Source organism: Rhodococcus ruber, from assembly GCF_027270735.1.
GTDB classification, from domain to species: Bacteria; Actinomycetota; Actinomycetes; order Mycobacteriales; family Mycobacteriaceae; genus Rhodococcoides; species Rhodococcoides rubrum_A.
The window spans coordinates 469,960-487,560 of the sequence record NZ_JAPWIJ010000002.1 but is presented as its reverse complement, the minus strand read 5'-3'; the positions used below and the strand labels follow the sequence as shown (position 1 = coordinate 487,560).

At 62.7% G+C, this 17,601-nt stretch carries 14 protein-coding genes; 13 read left to right on the top strand and 1 reads right to left on the bottom strand.

Going from position 1 to position 17,601, the window contains the following annotated elements:
- Positions 1 to 127: 127 nt before the first annotated feature.
- On the bottom strand, positions 128 to 1,549 hold the full coding sequence (locus tag O4220_RS06015) for an O-antigen ligase domain-containing protein (RefSeq protein ID WP_269602757.1): 1,422 nt from the start codon (positions 1,547 to 1,549) through the stop codon (positions 128 to 130).
- A gap of 110 nt (positions 1,550 to 1,659) precedes the next feature.
- Here O4220_RS06015 and O4220_RS06010 point away from each other — a divergent pair, with 110 nt between their 5' ends.
- The 13 genes from O4220_RS06010 to O4220_RS05950 all read left to right on the top strand — a co-directional run bounded on the left by O4220_RS06010 (position 1,660) and on the right by O4220_RS05950 (position 17,390).
- Positions 1,660 to 3,120 (top strand): polysaccharide biosynthesis tyrosine autokinase, encoded by a 1,461-nt coding sequence (locus O4220_RS06010; RefSeq protein ID WP_269602756.1) that lies wholly within the window; start codon positions 1,660 to 1,662, stop codon positions 3,118 to 3,120.
- A 5-nt stretch (positions 3,121 to 3,125) separates the two neighbouring features.
- Positions 3,126 to 4,370, top strand: coding sequence for an alpha/beta hydrolase family protein (locus O4220_RS06005; protein WP_269602755.1), 1,245 nt, complete (start codon positions 3,126 to 3,128; stop codon positions 4,368 to 4,370).
- On the top strand, positions 4,367 to 5,062 hold the full coding sequence (locus O4220_RS06000; protein WP_269602754.1) for a YveK family protein: 696 nt from the start codon (positions 4,367 to 4,369) through the stop codon (positions 5,060 to 5,062). Before O4220_RS06005 ends, O4220_RS06000 begins: the two co-directional genes overlap by 4 nt.
- Positions 5,059 to 6,306, top strand: coding sequence for a lipase family protein (locus O4220_RS05995; protein ID WP_269602753.1), 1,248 nt, complete (start codon positions 5,059 to 5,061; stop codon positions 6,304 to 6,306). Before O4220_RS06000 ends, O4220_RS05995 begins: the two co-directional genes overlap by 4 nt.
- A 16-nt stretch (positions 6,307 to 6,322) precedes the next feature.
- Positions 6,323 to 7,594, top strand: a complete 1,272-nt coding sequence (locus tag O4220_RS05990) for an acyltransferase family protein (protein WP_269602752.1) — start codon at positions 6,323 to 6,325, stop codon at positions 7,592 to 7,594.
- Positions 7,595 to 7,598: 4 nt separating this feature from the next.
- Positions 7,599 to 8,819, top strand: coding sequence for a lipase family protein (locus tag O4220_RS05985; protein ID WP_269602751.1), 1,221 nt, complete (start codon positions 7,599 to 7,601; stop codon positions 8,817 to 8,819).
- Positions 8,820 to 8,829: 10 nt separating this feature from the next.
- Positions 8,830 to 9,681 (top strand): sialate O-acetylesterase, encoded by an 852-nt coding sequence (locus O4220_RS05980; protein WP_269602750.1) that lies wholly within the window; start codon positions 8,830 to 8,832, stop codon positions 9,679 to 9,681.
- A 313-nt stretch (positions 9,682 to 9,994) separates the two neighbouring features.
- The gene (locus O4220_RS05975) at positions 9,995 to 11,440 is read left to right on the top strand and encodes a sugar transferase (protein WP_269602749.1); all 1,446 of its coding nucleotides are present in this window, start codon (positions 9,995 to 9,997) and stop codon (positions 11,438 to 11,440) included.
- Between the two features lie 62 nt (positions 11,441 to 11,502).
- Positions 11,503 to 11,802: a hypothetical protein gene (locus O4220_RS05970; protein ID WP_269602748.1), complete on the top strand. Its 300-nt coding sequence runs from the start codon at positions 11,503 to 11,505 to the stop codon at positions 11,800 to 11,802.
- Positions 11,803 to 11,991: 189 nt separating this feature from the next.
- Positions 11,992 to 13,311: a UDP-glucose dehydrogenase family protein gene (locus O4220_RS05965; protein WP_269602747.1), complete on the top strand. Its 1,320-nt coding sequence runs from the start codon at positions 11,992 to 11,994 to the stop codon at positions 13,309 to 13,311.
- A 515-nt stretch (positions 13,312 to 13,826) separates the two neighbouring features.
- Positions 13,827 to 15,314: a sugar transferase gene (locus O4220_RS05960; RefSeq protein ID WP_420030332.1), complete on the top strand. Its 1,488-nt coding sequence runs from the start codon at positions 13,827 to 13,829 to the stop codon at positions 15,312 to 15,314.
- 61 nt (positions 15,315 to 15,375) lie between these two features.
- A complete protein-coding gene (gene gmd / locus O4220_RS05955) occupies positions 15,376 to 16,398 on the top strand; it encodes a GDP-mannose 4,6-dehydratase (RefSeq protein ID WP_269602746.1) in 1,023 nt (340 codons plus the stop codon).
- Complete coding sequence (locus O4220_RS05950) at positions 16,395 to 17,390, top strand: GDP-L-fucose synthase family protein (RefSeq protein WP_269602745.1); 996 nt, start codon at positions 16,395 to 16,397, stop codon at positions 17,388 to 17,390. The genes gmd and O4220_RS05950 overlap by 4 nt, the downstream gene beginning before the upstream one ends.
- Positions 17,391 to 17,601 lie beyond the last annotated feature (211 nt).

Here is a 17,601-nt window from a genome sequence, read left to right as displayed (position 1 = left end):
CCACGAAAGTGAACCATCTTTCAATTCTCTCCACCAGGGGGCCTGTGCCAACGTTCGACGGGCCGGTGCGGAGAATCATTGCACTACAAACAGGGTTTTGTGCAATTCCCAAAAACCAGCTCGTTTGTTATGAAACTGCTGGTCGAGCTTCTCTCGGTGAAACCAAGCTTTTCGTTTCGAGAGTGTAGGCATTGTCGGCTGGTGGATCGGTTTCCGACGACTTTTCCCATGCGTAGACGAGAAATGCGTACATCACCGAAAACGCCATCGTGGTCGCTGGGATCGTGACAACGGGGAAGTCGAGTTGCAGCGCGACGACGGCGAAGCCGATCATTCCGCCGCCGTAGAACCCGTACTCCCACTGCCGGGCCCGCAGGAGTTTGTATCCGACCACCGCGATGACGACGAGTATCGCGACGAAGGCGATGCCGGCCACCAACCCTCCGCGATAGATGGTCAGCAACGGGGTGTTGGCTACGTAGTTCACTTCGAAAGCGACCGTGGGGTCTTTGAATTCTGCACGGCCCCAGCCCAGTCCGAACATCCAGTGGCCTTGCATGTGGCCGGGGAACTCCACCAGGGCATCGCCCCGTGCACTCGAGCCGGCGTCCCCACTGCCGAACGACGAGAAGACGCGATTGCGCACGCTCGGTACGGCGAGAGCCCCGACGAAAGCGGCCGCGAATGCACCGACAATGGCGAGCCGCTCACGAGCGCGCAGCTGCTGGAACGCCAACATCAGCAGTACGCCGAACACAACCGAGAACAGTGCTGCGCGAGAGAGCGTCATGACGATCGACAAGAACAGCAGTGCGGCAAGCATTGTGCGCAGGTAGCCGCGCAACAGCAGCACGCACAGCATCAGTGCGAGGACGAATCCGATGCCGGCCGCATTGGGGTCGATGTACGTCCCGGCCAGGCGAACGGTGGTGGCTCCGGTGGGGCTGTAGACGAAGCGAGTGCTTTCTTCTTCGCTGCCGTAGCCGAAAATCGACAGGTAGCGAATAAGTTTCCCGGCCGGATCTGCGACGAAGATCAACAGTGCGAAAGCAGCTGCGGCCGATGCGGCGTAGACATAGATCCTGCCGAAAAGGGCGAGCTCGTCACGCTGCATTCGGAGCAAGCAGACGACGACCAAGGTGGATACGACCCATTGCGCGAATTCCACGTAGTCGACGAGTGCGCCACTCGTCGCGAACAACGACAATGCGGAGAGAACGAGCAGTGCGATCATCGGCAATTCCGGCCATGTGATGCGGCTCACGGCTGTGCGGTGGACCACAGTGGCGATGATGACCGCGATTCCCAAGGCGAAGATTAACGGCGCGTGAACGCCGGGAACATATCCGAACGGCAATGCCCCGAGCGAAAAAGCAAGAGCGCGAGTCAGATACAGCGGATGACGTAGGCCGATGTACGCTCCCACGGTCAGCACGACGAGGGCGAACGCACCCAGTTTTGCTGGAGTTCCGCCGAGAATCATTGCGAATGTAACGAACACGGGGACCACCACGATGGCTGCCGCACCGACTCGTTGCGTGATGCTCATAGGGTCTGATGTTGTCACGCTTTCACCCGCTCGCAACATGTACGCCGTGCCGAATCGTTCGCTGCGCTTTATTCTTTCCCCTTGACCGACGTCATTCGATAGGAGCACTCGTGGAGATTCGAGAGTACGGGCGGATTCTTCGCGCGGGTTGGTGGATCGTCGCGCTCACGATGGTCGTCGGCATCGTCGGAGGCTGGGCATACACGTTCTTCACGACGCCGCAGTATCAGGCGTGCGCCCGCCTGTTCGTCACCACCGAGGGCGGCAGCTCGGTGGGCGAGGCCTATCAGAACAACCTGTTCTCGCAGGAACGTGTCACCTCCTATGCCGGATTGGCTACCAGCACACAGGTTGCCCAGCGCGCGATAAACCAGTTGCAGCTGGACATGTCGCCGGACGAACTGCGTACACGCGTCACTGCCACCCCCATCGACAAGACGGTGTTGCTCGATCTCTGTGCCACCGACGCCGATCCCGCGGTCGCTCAGGTGCTGACCAACGCGGTCGCCGGCCAGTTGACCCAGTTGGTGCAGGAACTCGAAACCTCTCAGCGCGGTGGTAGCCCGGCCGCCGGTGCCACCATCGTCGATCAGGGCGATGTTCCGGCCGCACCGATCGGCATGGGGCTGACCACCGTCCTCGGACTCGGCGCCGCAATCGGCCTCGTCGTCGGTCTTGCACTCGCGTTGCTCCGCGGTCTGCTGGACCGGTCTGTTCGGGATCGGTTGCGTGCAGAGGAGATCTCGGGTCGCGCTGTACTCGGCGGACTCCCGGTCGATGCGACGCGACCCAAAGCGGCAGTGTCGTCGATGATCAAGATGGGCGAGCCACTACGCGCGCTGCGCACCAACATTCGCTTCCTCGGCGGCGGCGCGCCGCCGCGCGTCATCACCATCACCAGCCCGTCCGCCGCCGAAGGTCGCACCAGCACCGCCATCGATCTCGCGGCAATTCTCGCCGAAGCGGGGCACCGCGTGCTGCTCGTCGGCGGCGATCTTCGCAGCGCAGCCCTGGGAACTCGCTTGGGCATCGAGCAGCACAGCGGGCTGTCGACGGTGCTCTCCGGTGAGCACCGCATCGAAGACGCGATTGCGCACGATGTGTTCGACGGTGTGTCGGTACTGCCCTCGGGTCCGGTGCCGCCCAATCCGAGCGAGTTGCTGGGATCGGACCGCGCCCACGAGGTGCTCGTGGAGCTACGCGGCGATTACCGCTATGTCATCGTCGACACCCCGCCTCTGCTCGAGGCCACCGACGGTGCGATTCTCACCGCGTTGGCCGACGGCACTCTGGTTCTCGCGCGCACCGGTAGAACGACACGTGAGAAGTTGCGACGTGCGATCAAGGTGCTCGACGGTGTGAGTGGCACCGTGCTGGGCGTCGTGACCACCTTCGAGCCGTCGGCCCGGCGTCTACTCGGTGGCAACTCCTCGTCGTCCGACCAGTCCCCGGTACATTCCTCTGCCGCAGAACCTTCCACGGCAGCTCCGTCGACACCTACCGAACCCGCATTCCCCCGGCCCACGCCGGCGACGAGCGACACTGCGAGCTCCTCGGCGAGCAGAGGATAGCTTCGATGGCAGGTAGGTTCGCGGCCAAGGTCGGCGTGGTGCTGACCGTCGCGGCGGTGTTGGTCTCCTGTTCGCAGGAGGCACCCGTGGTCATCTCTCCCGACGCGCCGACGGCTCCGGTGACGGCGTCCGCGACGGCGTCGGAGCCGCCGCCTCCGTCGAATTTCGGTGGTACGGCTCCTGGTTCGCTGATTTCGGCCGAACCGATAGACGACATCGCCGTCGACATCACCGAGCTCGGTGCCTCCGCTACCCGGGTGGTGTATCGGTCGACCTCCGGTGTTACAGGCCAACCGACGGAGGTCTCGGGAACCGTCATCGTTCCCGCCGGCATCGCGCCCCAGGGTGGCTGGCCGATCGTGTCGTTCGGGCACGGAACCACGGGGGTGCTGAACGCCTGCGGACCGTCGCTGTACGCGAACCTGCTCGGTAACGCTCCTATCGTGGCCGCTCTCGCTCTGAACGGTTTCGCGGTAGCAATGAGCGACTATCAGGGCCTCGGACTCGAGGGGTCCTATCATCCCTATCTCGACTCGAAGACGTTCGGCTACAACATGATCGACGCCGTGCGAGCGGCCAGGAACTTCATGCCCACCCTGAGCTCCCGGTGGTCGGCATACGGGGTCTCGCTCGGCGGGATGGCTGCGTGGGCGGCGAGCGACCGCAACGCCGAATACGGCGGCGGACTGGAGTTGGTCGGTACGGCCGCGATGGTGCCGGTCTCCGACATGGCGGGTTTGGCCGACGCGGCAGCCAACGAGACGCTCACTCGGGCGCAGTACCCCTTGTTGATGTATGCGCTGTCTTCGCTGGCGATCTCGCATCCCGAGATGAACCTGGACGACTACCGGTCCGGCTTCGCCCGGGAACGGTGGGACGACCTGCTTCAATGTGTTCCGCCGGGGTCGTTGGACGTACCCGAGTTGCAGACACGGCTGGGGCCTGCCGATCTGAAGCCGGTGAGCCAGGAGGCCACGGACAGGCTGCGCGGCTACCTCTCGGACATGGCTCTGCCGCAACAACGTTCGACAACACCGTTGCTGGTCATGTACGGCAGCGAAGACGATTTGATACTTCAGCCGTGGACCGAGAAGGCGTTGCAGCGCGCGTGTGACTCCGGCGACGTCGTCGAATACGAGCTGCATCAGGGTGAAGGCCACGGCAACCTGGACAGCAGCCGGTCGTTACCGTGGGTCAAGGGCATGTTCGCCGGCCAACGACCCGTCAACACGTGTGAGCAGAAGCGATGATCGCGCCCACGGGTGTGCCGACGCTCAAGGACTACGGCCGTATTCTGTTGTCCGGCTGGGCTTCGATCGTTGCCGCGGCCGTACTGTCGGCGGGCGTCGCGTGGCTGGCGACATCGTTCGTGGAGCCGTCGTACACCGCGGCCTCTCGAGTGTTCGTCACTGCGCCCGGTCCACCGTCGCCCAAGAATTCGCTCGACGGCAACCGCGGATCTCTGGTTCGCGTCGAGTCGTACGTTCAGCTTGCCACCGGCGAGCAGGTACTGCGACGGGTCATCGCGTCCGAGGATCTGCCGATCGAACCTGCCGAGCTGAAGAAGGACATCACGGTGTTGCCGAGTCCCGGCTCTGCTCTGATCGAGATCTCGGTGGTGAACGCCGATGCCGAGCGTGCCCGTGACATCGCCAATTCTGTTGCCGTGCAGCTGGTCAAGCTGGCCGGGGAGATCGACCTGGGGGCAGACGGGCCGGTATCTCAGCTGACTGTCGTCGATGCGGCCACAACCCCTGGCTCGGCAACCAGCCCAAAGCGCACGAGCAACGCCATGCTGGGCGGGGTCATGGGGATCGTTATCGGCAGTGTGCTTGTGCTCGCGAGGGGGATCTCGCGGGATTCGATCGACCATCGCGATCAGGTCGAACAATTGCTGGGGCAAGTCCTAGGGGAGAAGCAAGGCATGGGGGAGAAGCGATGAACTACACGCGAACGGTGTTGCGCAGAGCGGCAACGGCCGGTGCGTTGGCGATGGTGCTGGTAACGGCAGGGTGCGGTTCGGACGACGCGGTGGTGGATCCGCAATCCGTCGCGGTCGGGGCCACGCTGCAAGCCGATTACGGCAACGACGGCCCGGGCTCTCTGGAAAGCGCGGAGGAGTTGCTCACCATCGATCGCCGGCTGAGCGGGATCTCCTCCATCGCAGCGCGGGTGGTGTACACCTCGACGTCCGGGGTGGACGGATCCGAGCAACGGGTATCGGGCACCGTCTTCGCCCCGGAAGGCACAGCACCGGAGGGTGGTTGGCCGATCATCGCATACGGCCACGGCACCACCGGTGTGCTCGAGGATTGCGGCCCATCGACCGACCCTGAGCTGCTCGGCAGTTCTCAGATCGTTGCGGCGCTGGTGCGCTCCGGACACGTGGTTGCGGTCTCGGACTACCAGGGGCTCGGCCTGGACGGCACCTATCACCCCTACCTCGATGCACGTACCGTCGGGAACAACCTGATCGATTCGGTACGTGCCGCCCGCAAGTTGGTACCGAACGCCTCGACCCGATGGGCGTCGTTCGGTGGTTCTCAGGGTGGTCAAGCCTCCTGGGCAGCAAACGAATTGGCCAAGACTTACGGCGCTGGCCTCGACATGGTCGGATCGGTCAGCCTGGTTCCCGCAGCAGACATCACCGGTTTGGCCGCGGCGGCGGCGAGCGGCACGCTCACCGAGGATCAGAAGCCGCTGCTGCAGTGGGTTCTGGTGGGCTTGGCCCAGGCTCATCCCGAGCTGAATCTCGACGACTACCGCAGGGGCATCGTGGCCGAGCGGTGGGACGAGTTGTCGGCGTGTGGCGGTGTCCTCGCGGCCGACCGCACGTCGTTGGCGGCACAGATCAGCGACGACGATCTCCGCCCGGCAACTCCCGAGGCCACCGCGACACTCGAGGGCTACCTGAGAGAGATGAGCCTGCCCAAGTCGCCTGCGTCGGCTCCGATGTTGGTGATCTACGGCGGCAAGGACACGTTGATCTCCCAGCCGTGGACGGACGCGGCGATCGCCGCCGGCTGCGGCAACGGCGACAGTATTCAGTATGTGCTCCAGCCGAATTCCGGTCACGCAGACATCGACGGTGCTGCTGCGTTCGGATGGCTCGCGGACCGGTTCGCCGGTACCGAGGCCATCAGCTTCTGCCCAGCCTCAGCTCCAGAATCGGCTCCGGCTCCGTGACCTTCAGAAGGCAGCCATGACAGCAACTCCAGACAGCACCGCGGCCGCAGCAACTGCGCCCGCGTCTCCGGTGAGCAGCGAGTCCAAGCGACCCGCTCGTATCCTCGGCCTCGACGGGCCACGTGGCTTCGCGTGCCTGTGTGTGCTCGCCGTGCACGTCGGTGGTCACTACTCGCCGCAGACCGTGCTCACGTACAAGCTCGGACTGCTCGGCCAGGGGCTGATCTTCTTCTTCGCCCTGTCGGGGTTCCTCATCTTCCTGCCGATGGTGCGAAAGTTGTTTGCGGGCAAACCGATGCCGAACAACTTCAGCTACGCAATGCACCGCCTGCTGCGGGTGTTTCCGGCGTACCTGTTCATCTTCCTGTTCGCGAACTTCGTCATGCGTGCGGTATTCGTGGAGAACGCGGCCGTCGCCGAGCGGCATTTCACCGACAACGGACTGGGAGTCCTCGCCGATCCGCTGACGCTGTTGGCCAATCTGACCCTGGTGCACTCCTACATTCCGAGCATGCTCCAAACCGGGATCAACCCGTCGTGGTCGCTGTCGTTGGAGTTCGCGTTCTATCTTGCGCTCCCGCTGCTGACGGGCATCGCGTTCTATCTGCGTAAGCGAACGTCCATCTCGGCCCCGGTGCTGGCGATGATTCCGGTGGTGATCATGTTCGTCATCGGCGTGACCGGAAAGCTGTACACCGCCTCGCTCGTGGGGCCGTCGGGCATCACCGATCCGAAACTGCTGGATTGGGGACCCAACGAGATTGCGGTGCTGAGCCGCAGCTTCTGGTCGTTGGCAGACAACTTCACGTACGGGATGCTTGCCGCAGTGGTGTTCGTCGCTATCGACAACGGAATCATGAAGGGTGCCATCGCAACCAAGATGCGGTGGTGGACGGGAATCGCGATGCTCCCGACGGCAGCGATCTCCTTGAAGCTGATCGACGACAACTCCCGCTGGCAGAGCTCCACCGTCGCCTTCGGCTCGGCCCTGCTCATCCTGTTCATCATCGTTCCACTGGCCCGAGGCGAGAAGTCCTCGCTCGCCGAGCGCGCCGACTGGGCACCGCTGAGCTACGTGGGAATGATCTCGCTCAGCGTGTACCTGTGGCACTTTCCCATCCTGATCATGGTGGGGCGCTTCGGCTGGATGGCAGGCGACAGCCCGCTGGGTATGCTCCGAAACTTCGTTCTGGTCAGCGCGGTCAGCATCGCATTCGGAACGTTGACCTACCGATTCATCGAAAAGCCAGCATTGACCTACGCCCGTAGATTCAAGGCCAGCAAATAGTGTCATGCGTCGTACACATCGAGCGCTGACAGCACTGCTGCTGCTCCCCGTCCTGGCAGGATGCACCGCCGTCGTGCCGGTCGGTGCGGACGTGCAGCGCGGCGTCGCGGCGGCGGTACGAGGTTCGGATCCCGAGCCGCTGGTGATCGCGGACCCAGGGACAGGCAGCGGGTCGATAGTCAGTGCCGAGACAATGCCGAATCTGCCGATCCAGGTGCGGCTTTCGGGAGTCGACGCTGCGCGGGTGGTGTATCGCTCGGTACAGCCGGGAGTGGGGGAGCGAGAAGTATCGGGCACGGTGTTCACCCCGTCCGGTGATGCCCCAGAGGGTGGTTGGCCGATCATCTCCTACGCCCACGGCACGACGGGCATCGAGCAGGAGTGTGCGCCGTCGGAGTCCAGTTCGCTCCTCGGTGCCTCGGCGCTCGTACAGGGTTACACCACAGCGGGATTCGCCGTGGCCATCACCGACTACGAGGGCCTGGGACACCCCGGCAGTCATGCCTACCTCGACAACATCGCGGCCGGCTACGACGTGATCGATGCCGTGCGTGCTCTCCGCACGGTCTTTCCCGATGTGGGTACCCGGTGGGCTGCGTTCGGTGGCTCGCAGGGTGGCGGCGCTGCGTGGGCCGCGAACGAGCTCGCCGATTCCTATGCGCCCGAGCTGGATCTGGTGGGAGCCGTGGCGCTTGCACCCGGGGCGAACATGGTCGGATTGGTGGACAAGGCCATCGCGGCGACACTGACCGTGGATCAGGGTCCGCTGCTGCAATGGATACTCGAGTCGTTGTCGCGACGTGATCCTGCCGTGAATCTCGACGACTACCGCAGCGGCAACGCTGCGCAGGACTGGGCTGCGCTCACCGGGTGTACTCCGGACAAAGCCGGTGCCCGCGACGATGCCGTGAAACGGCTCGGCGACAAAGACTTTGCACCCAAGTCCGACGAGGCCGCGGCGGCACTGCGCGAGGAGTTGACGGCGATGGCCGTGCCCAAGGGGCCGGCGTCGGCACCGATGCTGGTGGCCTACGGCGACGCCGACACCTTCATCGACGCGGCGTGGACCGACGCGGCACTCGAGCAGGCCTGCGCGTTCGGAGACGTCATCAGCATCGATCGTCAGGCCGGGCGGGGGCACGGGGACGTGAACGGCGATGCCGTCAATCAGTGGATAGGTGATCGATTCGCCGGCGCACCGGCGCAGAACGATTGCCGCCGATGAGGGGGATGTCATGGGATTTCGTCAAGATCTGAAGGTGCGTGCGAAGGACGTCGTCAAGAAGCGTCTGGGACGAGGCATTCCGGTGGAGGGTTTCGACGAGCCGTACCTGGTGGTCGCCGTGATGGGGCAATCGAACGCACATGGCGCAGGCGTCGGTTTGGACAGTTCGGGTCTCGACGCTCCGCATCCACGGGTGCATCAGTGGGCAGCGTCGGGGCAGTCGAAGAACACCATCGTGGCGGGCAGCAACCCGCTGTTTCACGAGGTTCCCTCCAAGGCAGTCGGTTTCGGCCCCACGTTTGCAGCGCACCTCGCCGATACGACGGGTAAGCCGGTGTTGCTCGTTCCCTATGCGCGTGGAGATTCGGGCTTTGCGCGCATCCATGGCATCTCGTGGGATCCGGCCGATACCGGTGCCCGCGTCAATCTGTTCTGGGATGCAATGCAGCGCATCCGAACCGGCCTGGCCACCAAACCCGGCAACCAGCTCGCTGCGGTGCTGTGGCATCAGGGCGAGAGCGATGTGCCGTTGCTGACCGGGCCGGTGTATGCCGAGAAGCTGGACAGTCTCATCGACGCCTTGCGTATCGAGTTCGGTGAGGTGCCGTTCGTTGTGGGCCAGATGGTGCCGGACGAAATCGAATCGGGGGAGCCCAACTACGCCGTCATCGACGCGGTCCATGCCGATACTCCGCGGCGAAGGACGAACGTTGCGTACGTGCCGGGACCGAGGGGGCTCTACAACAGCGAGACCGAGAAGATTCACTACAGCGGTGCGGGGCAACGGGAACTGGGGCACCGAATGTGGACGGCCTTCGCGGGCATGGGACCGCGCGTCGTGCGATCGACCGACATCGCTTGACATCGAGTGACGATCTGTTGCTTAGTGGTCCCCGGGAGTGGGGCGGAATTGGGAATTCGGCTCTGCCAGAAACGCAGTGGACGCCTCTGGTTAATGCACTCGAAACATGTAACGACCTGCGGCGCAGCGTCGATCAACATATCGTTACTACCGGTTACGTTCAGTACGAACAAGGTAGATAGCAGGGACGGGAAGGCACGGTGCTGTGTCGGTCGCGGAAGTTCGACAGTGCACACGTACCGAGGGGGAATCAGTGTCGGTCAGGGATGTGAATACGCAGAATTCGGTAGTGTCGCGGCGCGACGCACGGAGGATGCGACGGGTGACCTCGCGTCGCGAATGGGAGACGCATTACACCGAGGGGCTTCGTGTCACCGATACGTTGGTCGTTCTCGGTGCGGTCACGGTCGCCCAGATCATCCGCTTCGGCGATATCGATTTTCGTGAGCCCTCGTCCATTGCCGGCTATGTCGGCGTCTCGGCTGTACTCGCCGTCCTGTGGTTGGCGTTCCTCGCAATTTTCCGCACTCGTTCCCCGCGGGTGATCGGCAATGGGTCGGAGGAGTACCGACGCATCGTCTCGGCCACGTTCCGCTTGTTCGGCACCGTTGCCATTCTGTCGCTGCTGTTCCGATTCGACATTGCTCGTTTGTATCTCGCCATCGCGCTACCCGTCGGCATGATCGGTCTACTGCTGAGTCGGTGGGGTTGGCGCAAGGTCGTCGCTCGCAAGCGCGCCGGCGGCGACTATCAGACATCGGTGCTCATCGTCGGCAGCCGTAGTTCGGCGCTGTCGATGGCCACATCGTTCGAGCGTTCACCCCAAGCCGGCTACAGCGTGGTCGGAATCTGCCTTCCCAACTACGAGCCCGGCAACGACACGTCCTTCACCATCGACGGCGTCGAGATCCCCGTGTTGGGAGACGAGCACAGCGTTGTCGAGGCCATCGAGACCTCCGGAGCCGACACCGTAGCGGTCACGGCTACCGAGCACATCGGCCACCATGGTCTTCGAAAGATGGTGTGGGACCTGGAGAAGAAGAAGGTGGACCTCGTCGTCTCGCCGGGCGTGATGGACGTGGCGGGCCCGCGCCTGGTGATGCGACCGGTGGCGAACTTTCCGCTCATCCACGTGGAGAAGCCTCAGTACAACGGCGCGAAGCGCTTCAGCAAGACGGCCTTCGACTTCGTGTTCGCCGCGTCGGTGCTGCTACTGATCTCGCCGATCCTCATTGCGCTTGCGGTGATCATCAAGCTCACCAGCACCGGGTCCATCTTCTACAAGTCCGAGCGAATGGGCATCGACGGCAAGCCCTTCCAGATGATCAAGTTCCGCAGCATGGTGCAGGACGCAGACAAGCGCGTGCAGGAGTTGGCCGCTCTCAACGAGGGCGCAGGCGGCGTGTTGTTCAAGATGCGTGACGATCCACGGGTCACCCGCGTCGGCAAGGTGATGCGCAAGTTCAGCCTCGATGAGCTACCGCAGTTCGTCAACGTGCTCAAGCGCGAGATGAGTGTGGTGGGTCCGCGCCCGCCACTGCGCAGTGAAGTGGAGACCTACAACGGCGAGGTACGACGCCGGTTGCTCGTCAAACCGGGCATCACCGGGTTGTGGCAGGTGAGTGGCCGATCCGATCTGTCGTGGGAGGAAAGCGTTCGCCTCGATCTCTCGTACGTCGAGAACTGGTCCATGACGGGGGATCTGCTCATCATCGCCAAAACCTCAGTGGCCGTCTTCAAGAGTGAAGGCGCGTACTGACGCCAGACTCTTTCGATCTCGTTCACCGTGCGATCGGTCGGTTTTGTTCGTATCATTCTGGGATGACCATTATTTCGGAGAACGGATCCGGTAACACCATGGCGCAGAGTTCCTTTCATGATTTCTTGTCCGATCGAGTAGACCGGATCGCGCGGGAGCATCTGAATCGGTCGACCTCGCTGCACGCGGTGATCTCCGACAGCGTGGACGCGTACACGTCGGCATTCGCCGAATATCACGGCACCGAGGCACCGTTGGACCTGCTTGCCCCCGAGGTTCGTACCGAGCTGAGCGATTTCATCCATCGCTGCGCCGAGGCCGTCGAAGAGCCCGAGAACCCGCAGTTTCCCGTTCGCCGCTGAAAGTTGGCCGCGGAATCATCGAGTGTTCATTGTGCTGTAAATCGTCGTCCCTCGGGTTTCGGAGACCTCCGTTGTGCGTTTACTATGCGCATGGGCGGAAGTGGTCATGACGGTGTGCCCGCCATTCTCGAGAACGTGTCTCGACCGAACATCTGAGTTCAGCAGCACAACCGACGGGGAACGAGCAGCATGCGAATCACAGTCTTCGGTACCGGCTATCTCGGTGCCACTCATGCCGCGTGCATGGCCGAACTCGGCCACGAGGTGCTCGGTGTCGATGTGGACCCGGCCAAGCTCGCCAAGCTCGAAGCCGGTGAGGTCCCCTTCTGGGAGCCCGGACTCGAAGAGGTGCTGCAGCGCAACATCGCGGCCGGCCGGCTGCGCTTCACCGCGTCGTACCAGGAAGCCGCAGACTTCGCGGAGGTCCACTTTCTCGGTGTCGGGACTCCACAGAAGAAGGGGGAGTTCGCGGCCGACATGAAGTTCGTCGACTCGGTCATCGAGACGCTGGCTCCGCTGCTGACCAAGCCGGCCGTCATCTTCGGCAAGTCGACCGTGCCGGTGGGCACGGCCGAGCGTCTGGGCCGCATGGCCCGCGAGCTCGCTCCCGCAGGCGACGACGTCGAGGTTGCTTGGAACCCGGAGTTCCTCCGCGAGGGCTATGCCGTCAAAGACACCCTCCATCCCGACCGCCTGGTGCTCGGCGTCGACCGCGCCCGTCCGGGCCGCGCCGAGGAACTCGCTCGTCAGGTCTACGCACAGCTGCTCGACGAGAAGATTCCGTTTTTGGTCACCGATCTGGCGACCGCCGAGTTGGTCAAGGCATCCGCTAATGCGTTCCTGGCCACCAAGATCTCGTTCATCAATGCCATTGCCGAGGTGTGTGAAGCTGCCGGCGCAGACGTCACCGTGCTGGCCGACGCCATCGGTCATGACGAACGCATCGGCCGCAAGTTCCTCAATGCCGGCATCGGCTTCGGCGGCGGCTGTCTGCCCAAGGACATCCGGGCATTCATGGCCAGGGCCGGTGAACTCGGTGCCGACCAAGCTCTGACGTTCCTGCGCGAGGTCGACAACATCAACATGCGACGCCGTACCCGCATGGTCGAGCTGGCGCGCGAGGCCTGCGGGTCTCTCCTCGGTGCTCGGGTCGCCGTGCTCGGTGCGGCCTTCAAACCCGATTCCGACGACGTGCGCGATTCGCCTGCTCTGAACGTGGCTGGGCAGATCCAGCTGCAGGGTGCTGCGGTCAACGTGTACGACCCCAAGGCGATGGAGAACTCGCGGGCACTGTTCCCCACTCTCACCTACAGCAATTCTGCGCTGGAAGCGTGCGAGGGCGCGGACGTGGTGTTGGTGCTGACGGAATGGAAAGAGTTCAAAGCACTCACTCCGAACGATTTGGAGGGCGCAGTGCGCAGCAAGACGCTCATCGACGGCCGCAACTGCCTGGACCCGGAGCAGTGGCGGGCGGCGGGGTGGAACTACCGCGGGCTCGGCCGTCCCTGATCAGGGCGAACAATCCGAGCGAAAGATTCATTCGTTGGAATGAATTTTTGCGCTCATTCTTTTGGATACGATTTCTCGCCGATTCGATTTCTTGTGCTCGCTAAGGTAGGCAAAATCCTTGTTTTTACCAGTTGGGACTGCTCCAGGGTCCGTACGGAGTTCCTTCAGCGGGAGCGAGGCTGTCGATCACACAATAACCAGCGGTGCAGCCTGTGAATCCTCACATTGTTAAGTCGATTGTGTTCACATGTAACGTTTTTGGGCCGTGGCACGGTTACACCCGGTGGGTTCCAGTCGCTCATATCGCCTAGTCAGCGATGGTGTGGTAAACCGATACACGTGCCGTTATTCATTTGTGATCTGCGCCGCTCGCGTGGTGCATTGGAAAGCGGCGTGGGACTATTTCAATTCGGTACCAGTTGCTTTCCGGATTGGTTCGATCCGAACTCGCGCAGTGTGCGCAGGAGTGCAGAGGAGGGGAGCACGTGGCATCTGTCGGGGCTGCACAGCGCTCTCTGTGGGGTAATCCGCGTCGACAGGGCGCAGTGGCAACACGCACCCTCACTTCGCGTCACGTGTGGGAAGAGCAATACATCAGGCGGCTGCGGGTCACCGACGTCGTCGTCGTGGTTCTGTCGGTCGCACTCGCGCAGGTCGTGCGCTTCGGTGGCGAAGATATTGCGACCACAGGTTTGCTTCCGACGGTCACGTACACCGGGGTGTCCGTCGCCTTGGCCGCCGTCTGGATTGCCTTCCTCGCCATTTTTCGCACCAGATCCCCTCGCGTCATCGGAAACGGTGCGGAGGAGTACCGACGTATCGTCTCGGCCACCTTCCGCCTGTTCGGCGTCATCGCGATCATGTCGCTGCTGTTCCGTATCGACTTCGCGCGGTTGTATCTGGCAATAGCGTTGCCCGTCGGGCTGCTTGCTCTGCTGCTGAATCGATGGGTCTGGCGCAAGGTCGTCGCTCGGCTGCGCAGCACCGGCGAATACAAGACCTCGGTCTTGATCGTGGGCAGCCGTACGGCCGCGATGTCGATGGCACAGTCCTTCGAAAGATCCCCGTCCTCGGGCTACGCGGTGGTCGGTATGTGTATGCCCGGTTACGAGGCTCCACGGGACGGGCTGGTTCATATCGAAGGTACCGACATCCCGGTGCTGGGTGATGAGCACGACGTTCTCGACGCGATCGGGCAGTGCGGTGCCGACACGGTGGCTGTTACTGCAACCGAGCACCTCGGTAACAAGGGCATTCGCAAAATGATCTGGGATCTGGAGAAGAAGGACGTCGACTTGGTCGTCGCCCCGGGTGTGGTCGATGTTGCCGGTCCGCGACTGGTGATGCGTCCAGTCGCTGGATTTCCGCTGATCCATGTGGAGAAGCCCCAGTACAACGGCGCGACGCGGTTCAGCAAAACTGCCTTCGACCTGACGTTCGCAGCTCTGGTGCTGGTGCTGATCTCGCCGATCCTGCTGGCCGTCGCCATCGCCGTGAAGACAACCAGCCGAGGCCCGATCTTCTACAAGTCGGAGCGAATGGGCATCGACGGCACCCCGTTCTCGATGATCAAGTTCCGCAGCATGACCGCGGACGCCGACAAGCAGGTTGCACACCTCTTGGATCAGAACGAGGGTGCCGGCGGAGTTCTGTTCAAGATGCGTGACGATCCACGGGTGACGCCCGTGGGCAAGGTGATGCGGCGCTTCAGTCTCGATGAGCTTCCGCAGTTCATCAACGTTCTCAAGCGCGAGATGAGTGTGGTGGGGCCGAGGCCGCCGCTGCGCCGAGAGGTCGAGACCTACAACGGTGAGGTTCGTCGGCGACTGCTGGTCAAGCCCGGAGTAACAGGTCTGTGGCAGGTCAGCGGTAGATCCGACCTGTCGTGGGAAGAGACTGTCCGGCTTGATCTTTCGTATGTCGAGAACTGGTCGATGGTGGGGGATCTACTGATCATCGCCAAGACCATGAAGGCCGTCGCTGGAAGCGACGGAGCTTACTGAGCGGCATGTCCAAGTTGATTACAAAGCCAGATCTGTGCTGGGCATTAGAGGAGTGGAAAAGATGAAACGCGCACTGATAACCGGCATTACCGGCCAGGATGGCTCGTACTTGGCGGAACTGCTGCTGAGCAAGGGCTACGAGGTGCACGGCCTCATTCGACGGTCGTCCACCTTCAACACCTCACGCATCGATCACCTGTACCAGGATCCGCACGATAAAGACGCCAAGCTGTTTCTGCATTACGGCGACTTGAGTGACGGAGCGCGACTGGTCACTTTGCTCACCGAAATCCAGCCGGACGAGGTCTACAACCTGGGTGCGCAGTCCCATGTGCGCGTCAGCTTCGACGAACCCGAGCACACCGGCAACACCACCGGCGTCGGCTCCATTCGCTTGCTCGAGGCAGTACGCCTTGCTGGCCTGCAATGCCGCTTCTATCAGGCGTCGAGCTCCGAGATGTTCGGCGCAACTCCGCCCCCGCAGAACGAGGACACTCCGTTCTACCCACGCTCGCCGTACGGCGCAGCCAAGGTCTACGCCTACTGGGTCACCAAGAACTACCGCGAGGCGTACGGCATCTTCGCCGTCAACGGCATTCTGTTCAACCACGAATCTCCGCGCCGTGGCGAAACTTTCGTCACCCGCAAGATCACTCGCGCCGTCGCACGCATCAAGGCCGGCCTGGAACAGAACGTGTACATGGGCAACCTAGACGCTATCCGCGACTGGGGTTACGCCCCCGAGTATGTCGAGGGCATGTGGCGGATGTTGCAAGCCGATGAGCCGGACGACTTCGTGTTGGCCACCGGCGGCAACTTCTCGGTGAAAGACTTCCTTGTCGTCGCCTTCGAGCGAGCAGGACTGGACTGGGAGAAGCACGTCAAGTTCGACGAGCGCTATCTGCGTCCCACCGAGGTGGACGCTCTCATAGGTGATGCCAGCAAGGCCGAAGCAAAGCTCGGGTGGAAGGCAACTGTCCACACGCCTGAGCTCGCCAAGATCATGGTCGACGCCGATATTGCGGCCCTCGAGCACGAGGGTCGCCCGTGGATCGACCGTCCGGCGCTGCCGGATTGGGCATGAGCGCCGTGGTGACGGATGCGTCGGCAGCTTCCGAATACACGCCGGCTCCGCTCGACCGAGATGCGCCGTTCTACGTGGCCGGGCACCGTGGTCTGGTGGGCTCGGCAATATGGCGTCAGCTCGAAGCGTCCGGGTTCAGTGACCTGATCGGACGCTCGTCGTCCGAGTTGGATCTCAAAGATCGTGACGCGGTCTTCTCGTTCTTCGAGGAGACCAAGCCGGCAACGGTGGTCCTGGCGGCCGCCAAGGTGGGCGGAATTCTTGCCAATAGCACGTACCCGGTGGATTTTCTCTCGGACAATCTGCGCATTCAGGTGAACGTGCTGGACGCAGCGTTGGCGCAGAACGTGCAGCGGGTACTGTTCCTCGGCTCCTCCTGCATCTATCCGAAACTGGCTCCGCAGCCGATCAAGGAGGAGTACCTCCTCACCGGGCATTTGGAGCCGACGAACGACGCCTACGCCATCGCGAAGATCGCCGGCATCCTGCAGATTCAGTCGGTGCGCAAGCAGTACGGCCTGCCGTGGATCTCGGCAATGCCGACCAATTTGTACGGCCCGGGCGACAACTTCTCCCCGAAGGGCTCGCACGTCCTGCCCGCACTCATTCGTCGTTACGACGAAGCCCGCCGCGACAGTCTAGACAAGGTGACCAACTGGGGTAGCGGATCTCCTCGCCGCGAGTTCCTGCACGTAGACGATATGGCCGCTGCGTGCATCCATCTACTCGAGCACTACGACGGACCTGATCAGGTGAACGTGGGCACCGGCGAGGACGCGACGATCAAGGAGATCGCCGGTATTGTGGCATCCGCCGTCGGCTTCGAGGGTGAGACAGAGTGGGACGCGTCCAAGCCGGACGGAACACCACAAAAGCTGCTCGACGTGAGCAAACTTCGGAATGCGGGATGGAAGCCTCAGATCGATCTTGAGGCGGGAATTGAGTCCACGATCGAATGGTATCGGAATCAGATCGGGACGCTGCGGGAGTAGGAACGAGCGTCCTCGCGCCAAGATGGTGGCGCGTGAAGAAAGTCCGTCCGTCTATCAGGCCGGGTAGCGCATCCGTTAGACGTTACACTCCGCCGCGACAGTCAGTGCGGCTTACAGCAACTAGTTGAGGTTGTATGGCGAACTACGCGCCTGGAATAGACAAACAGGCAGTCTGCCCAACCAGCAGCTACCAGAAGCCGAAGGACGTCAA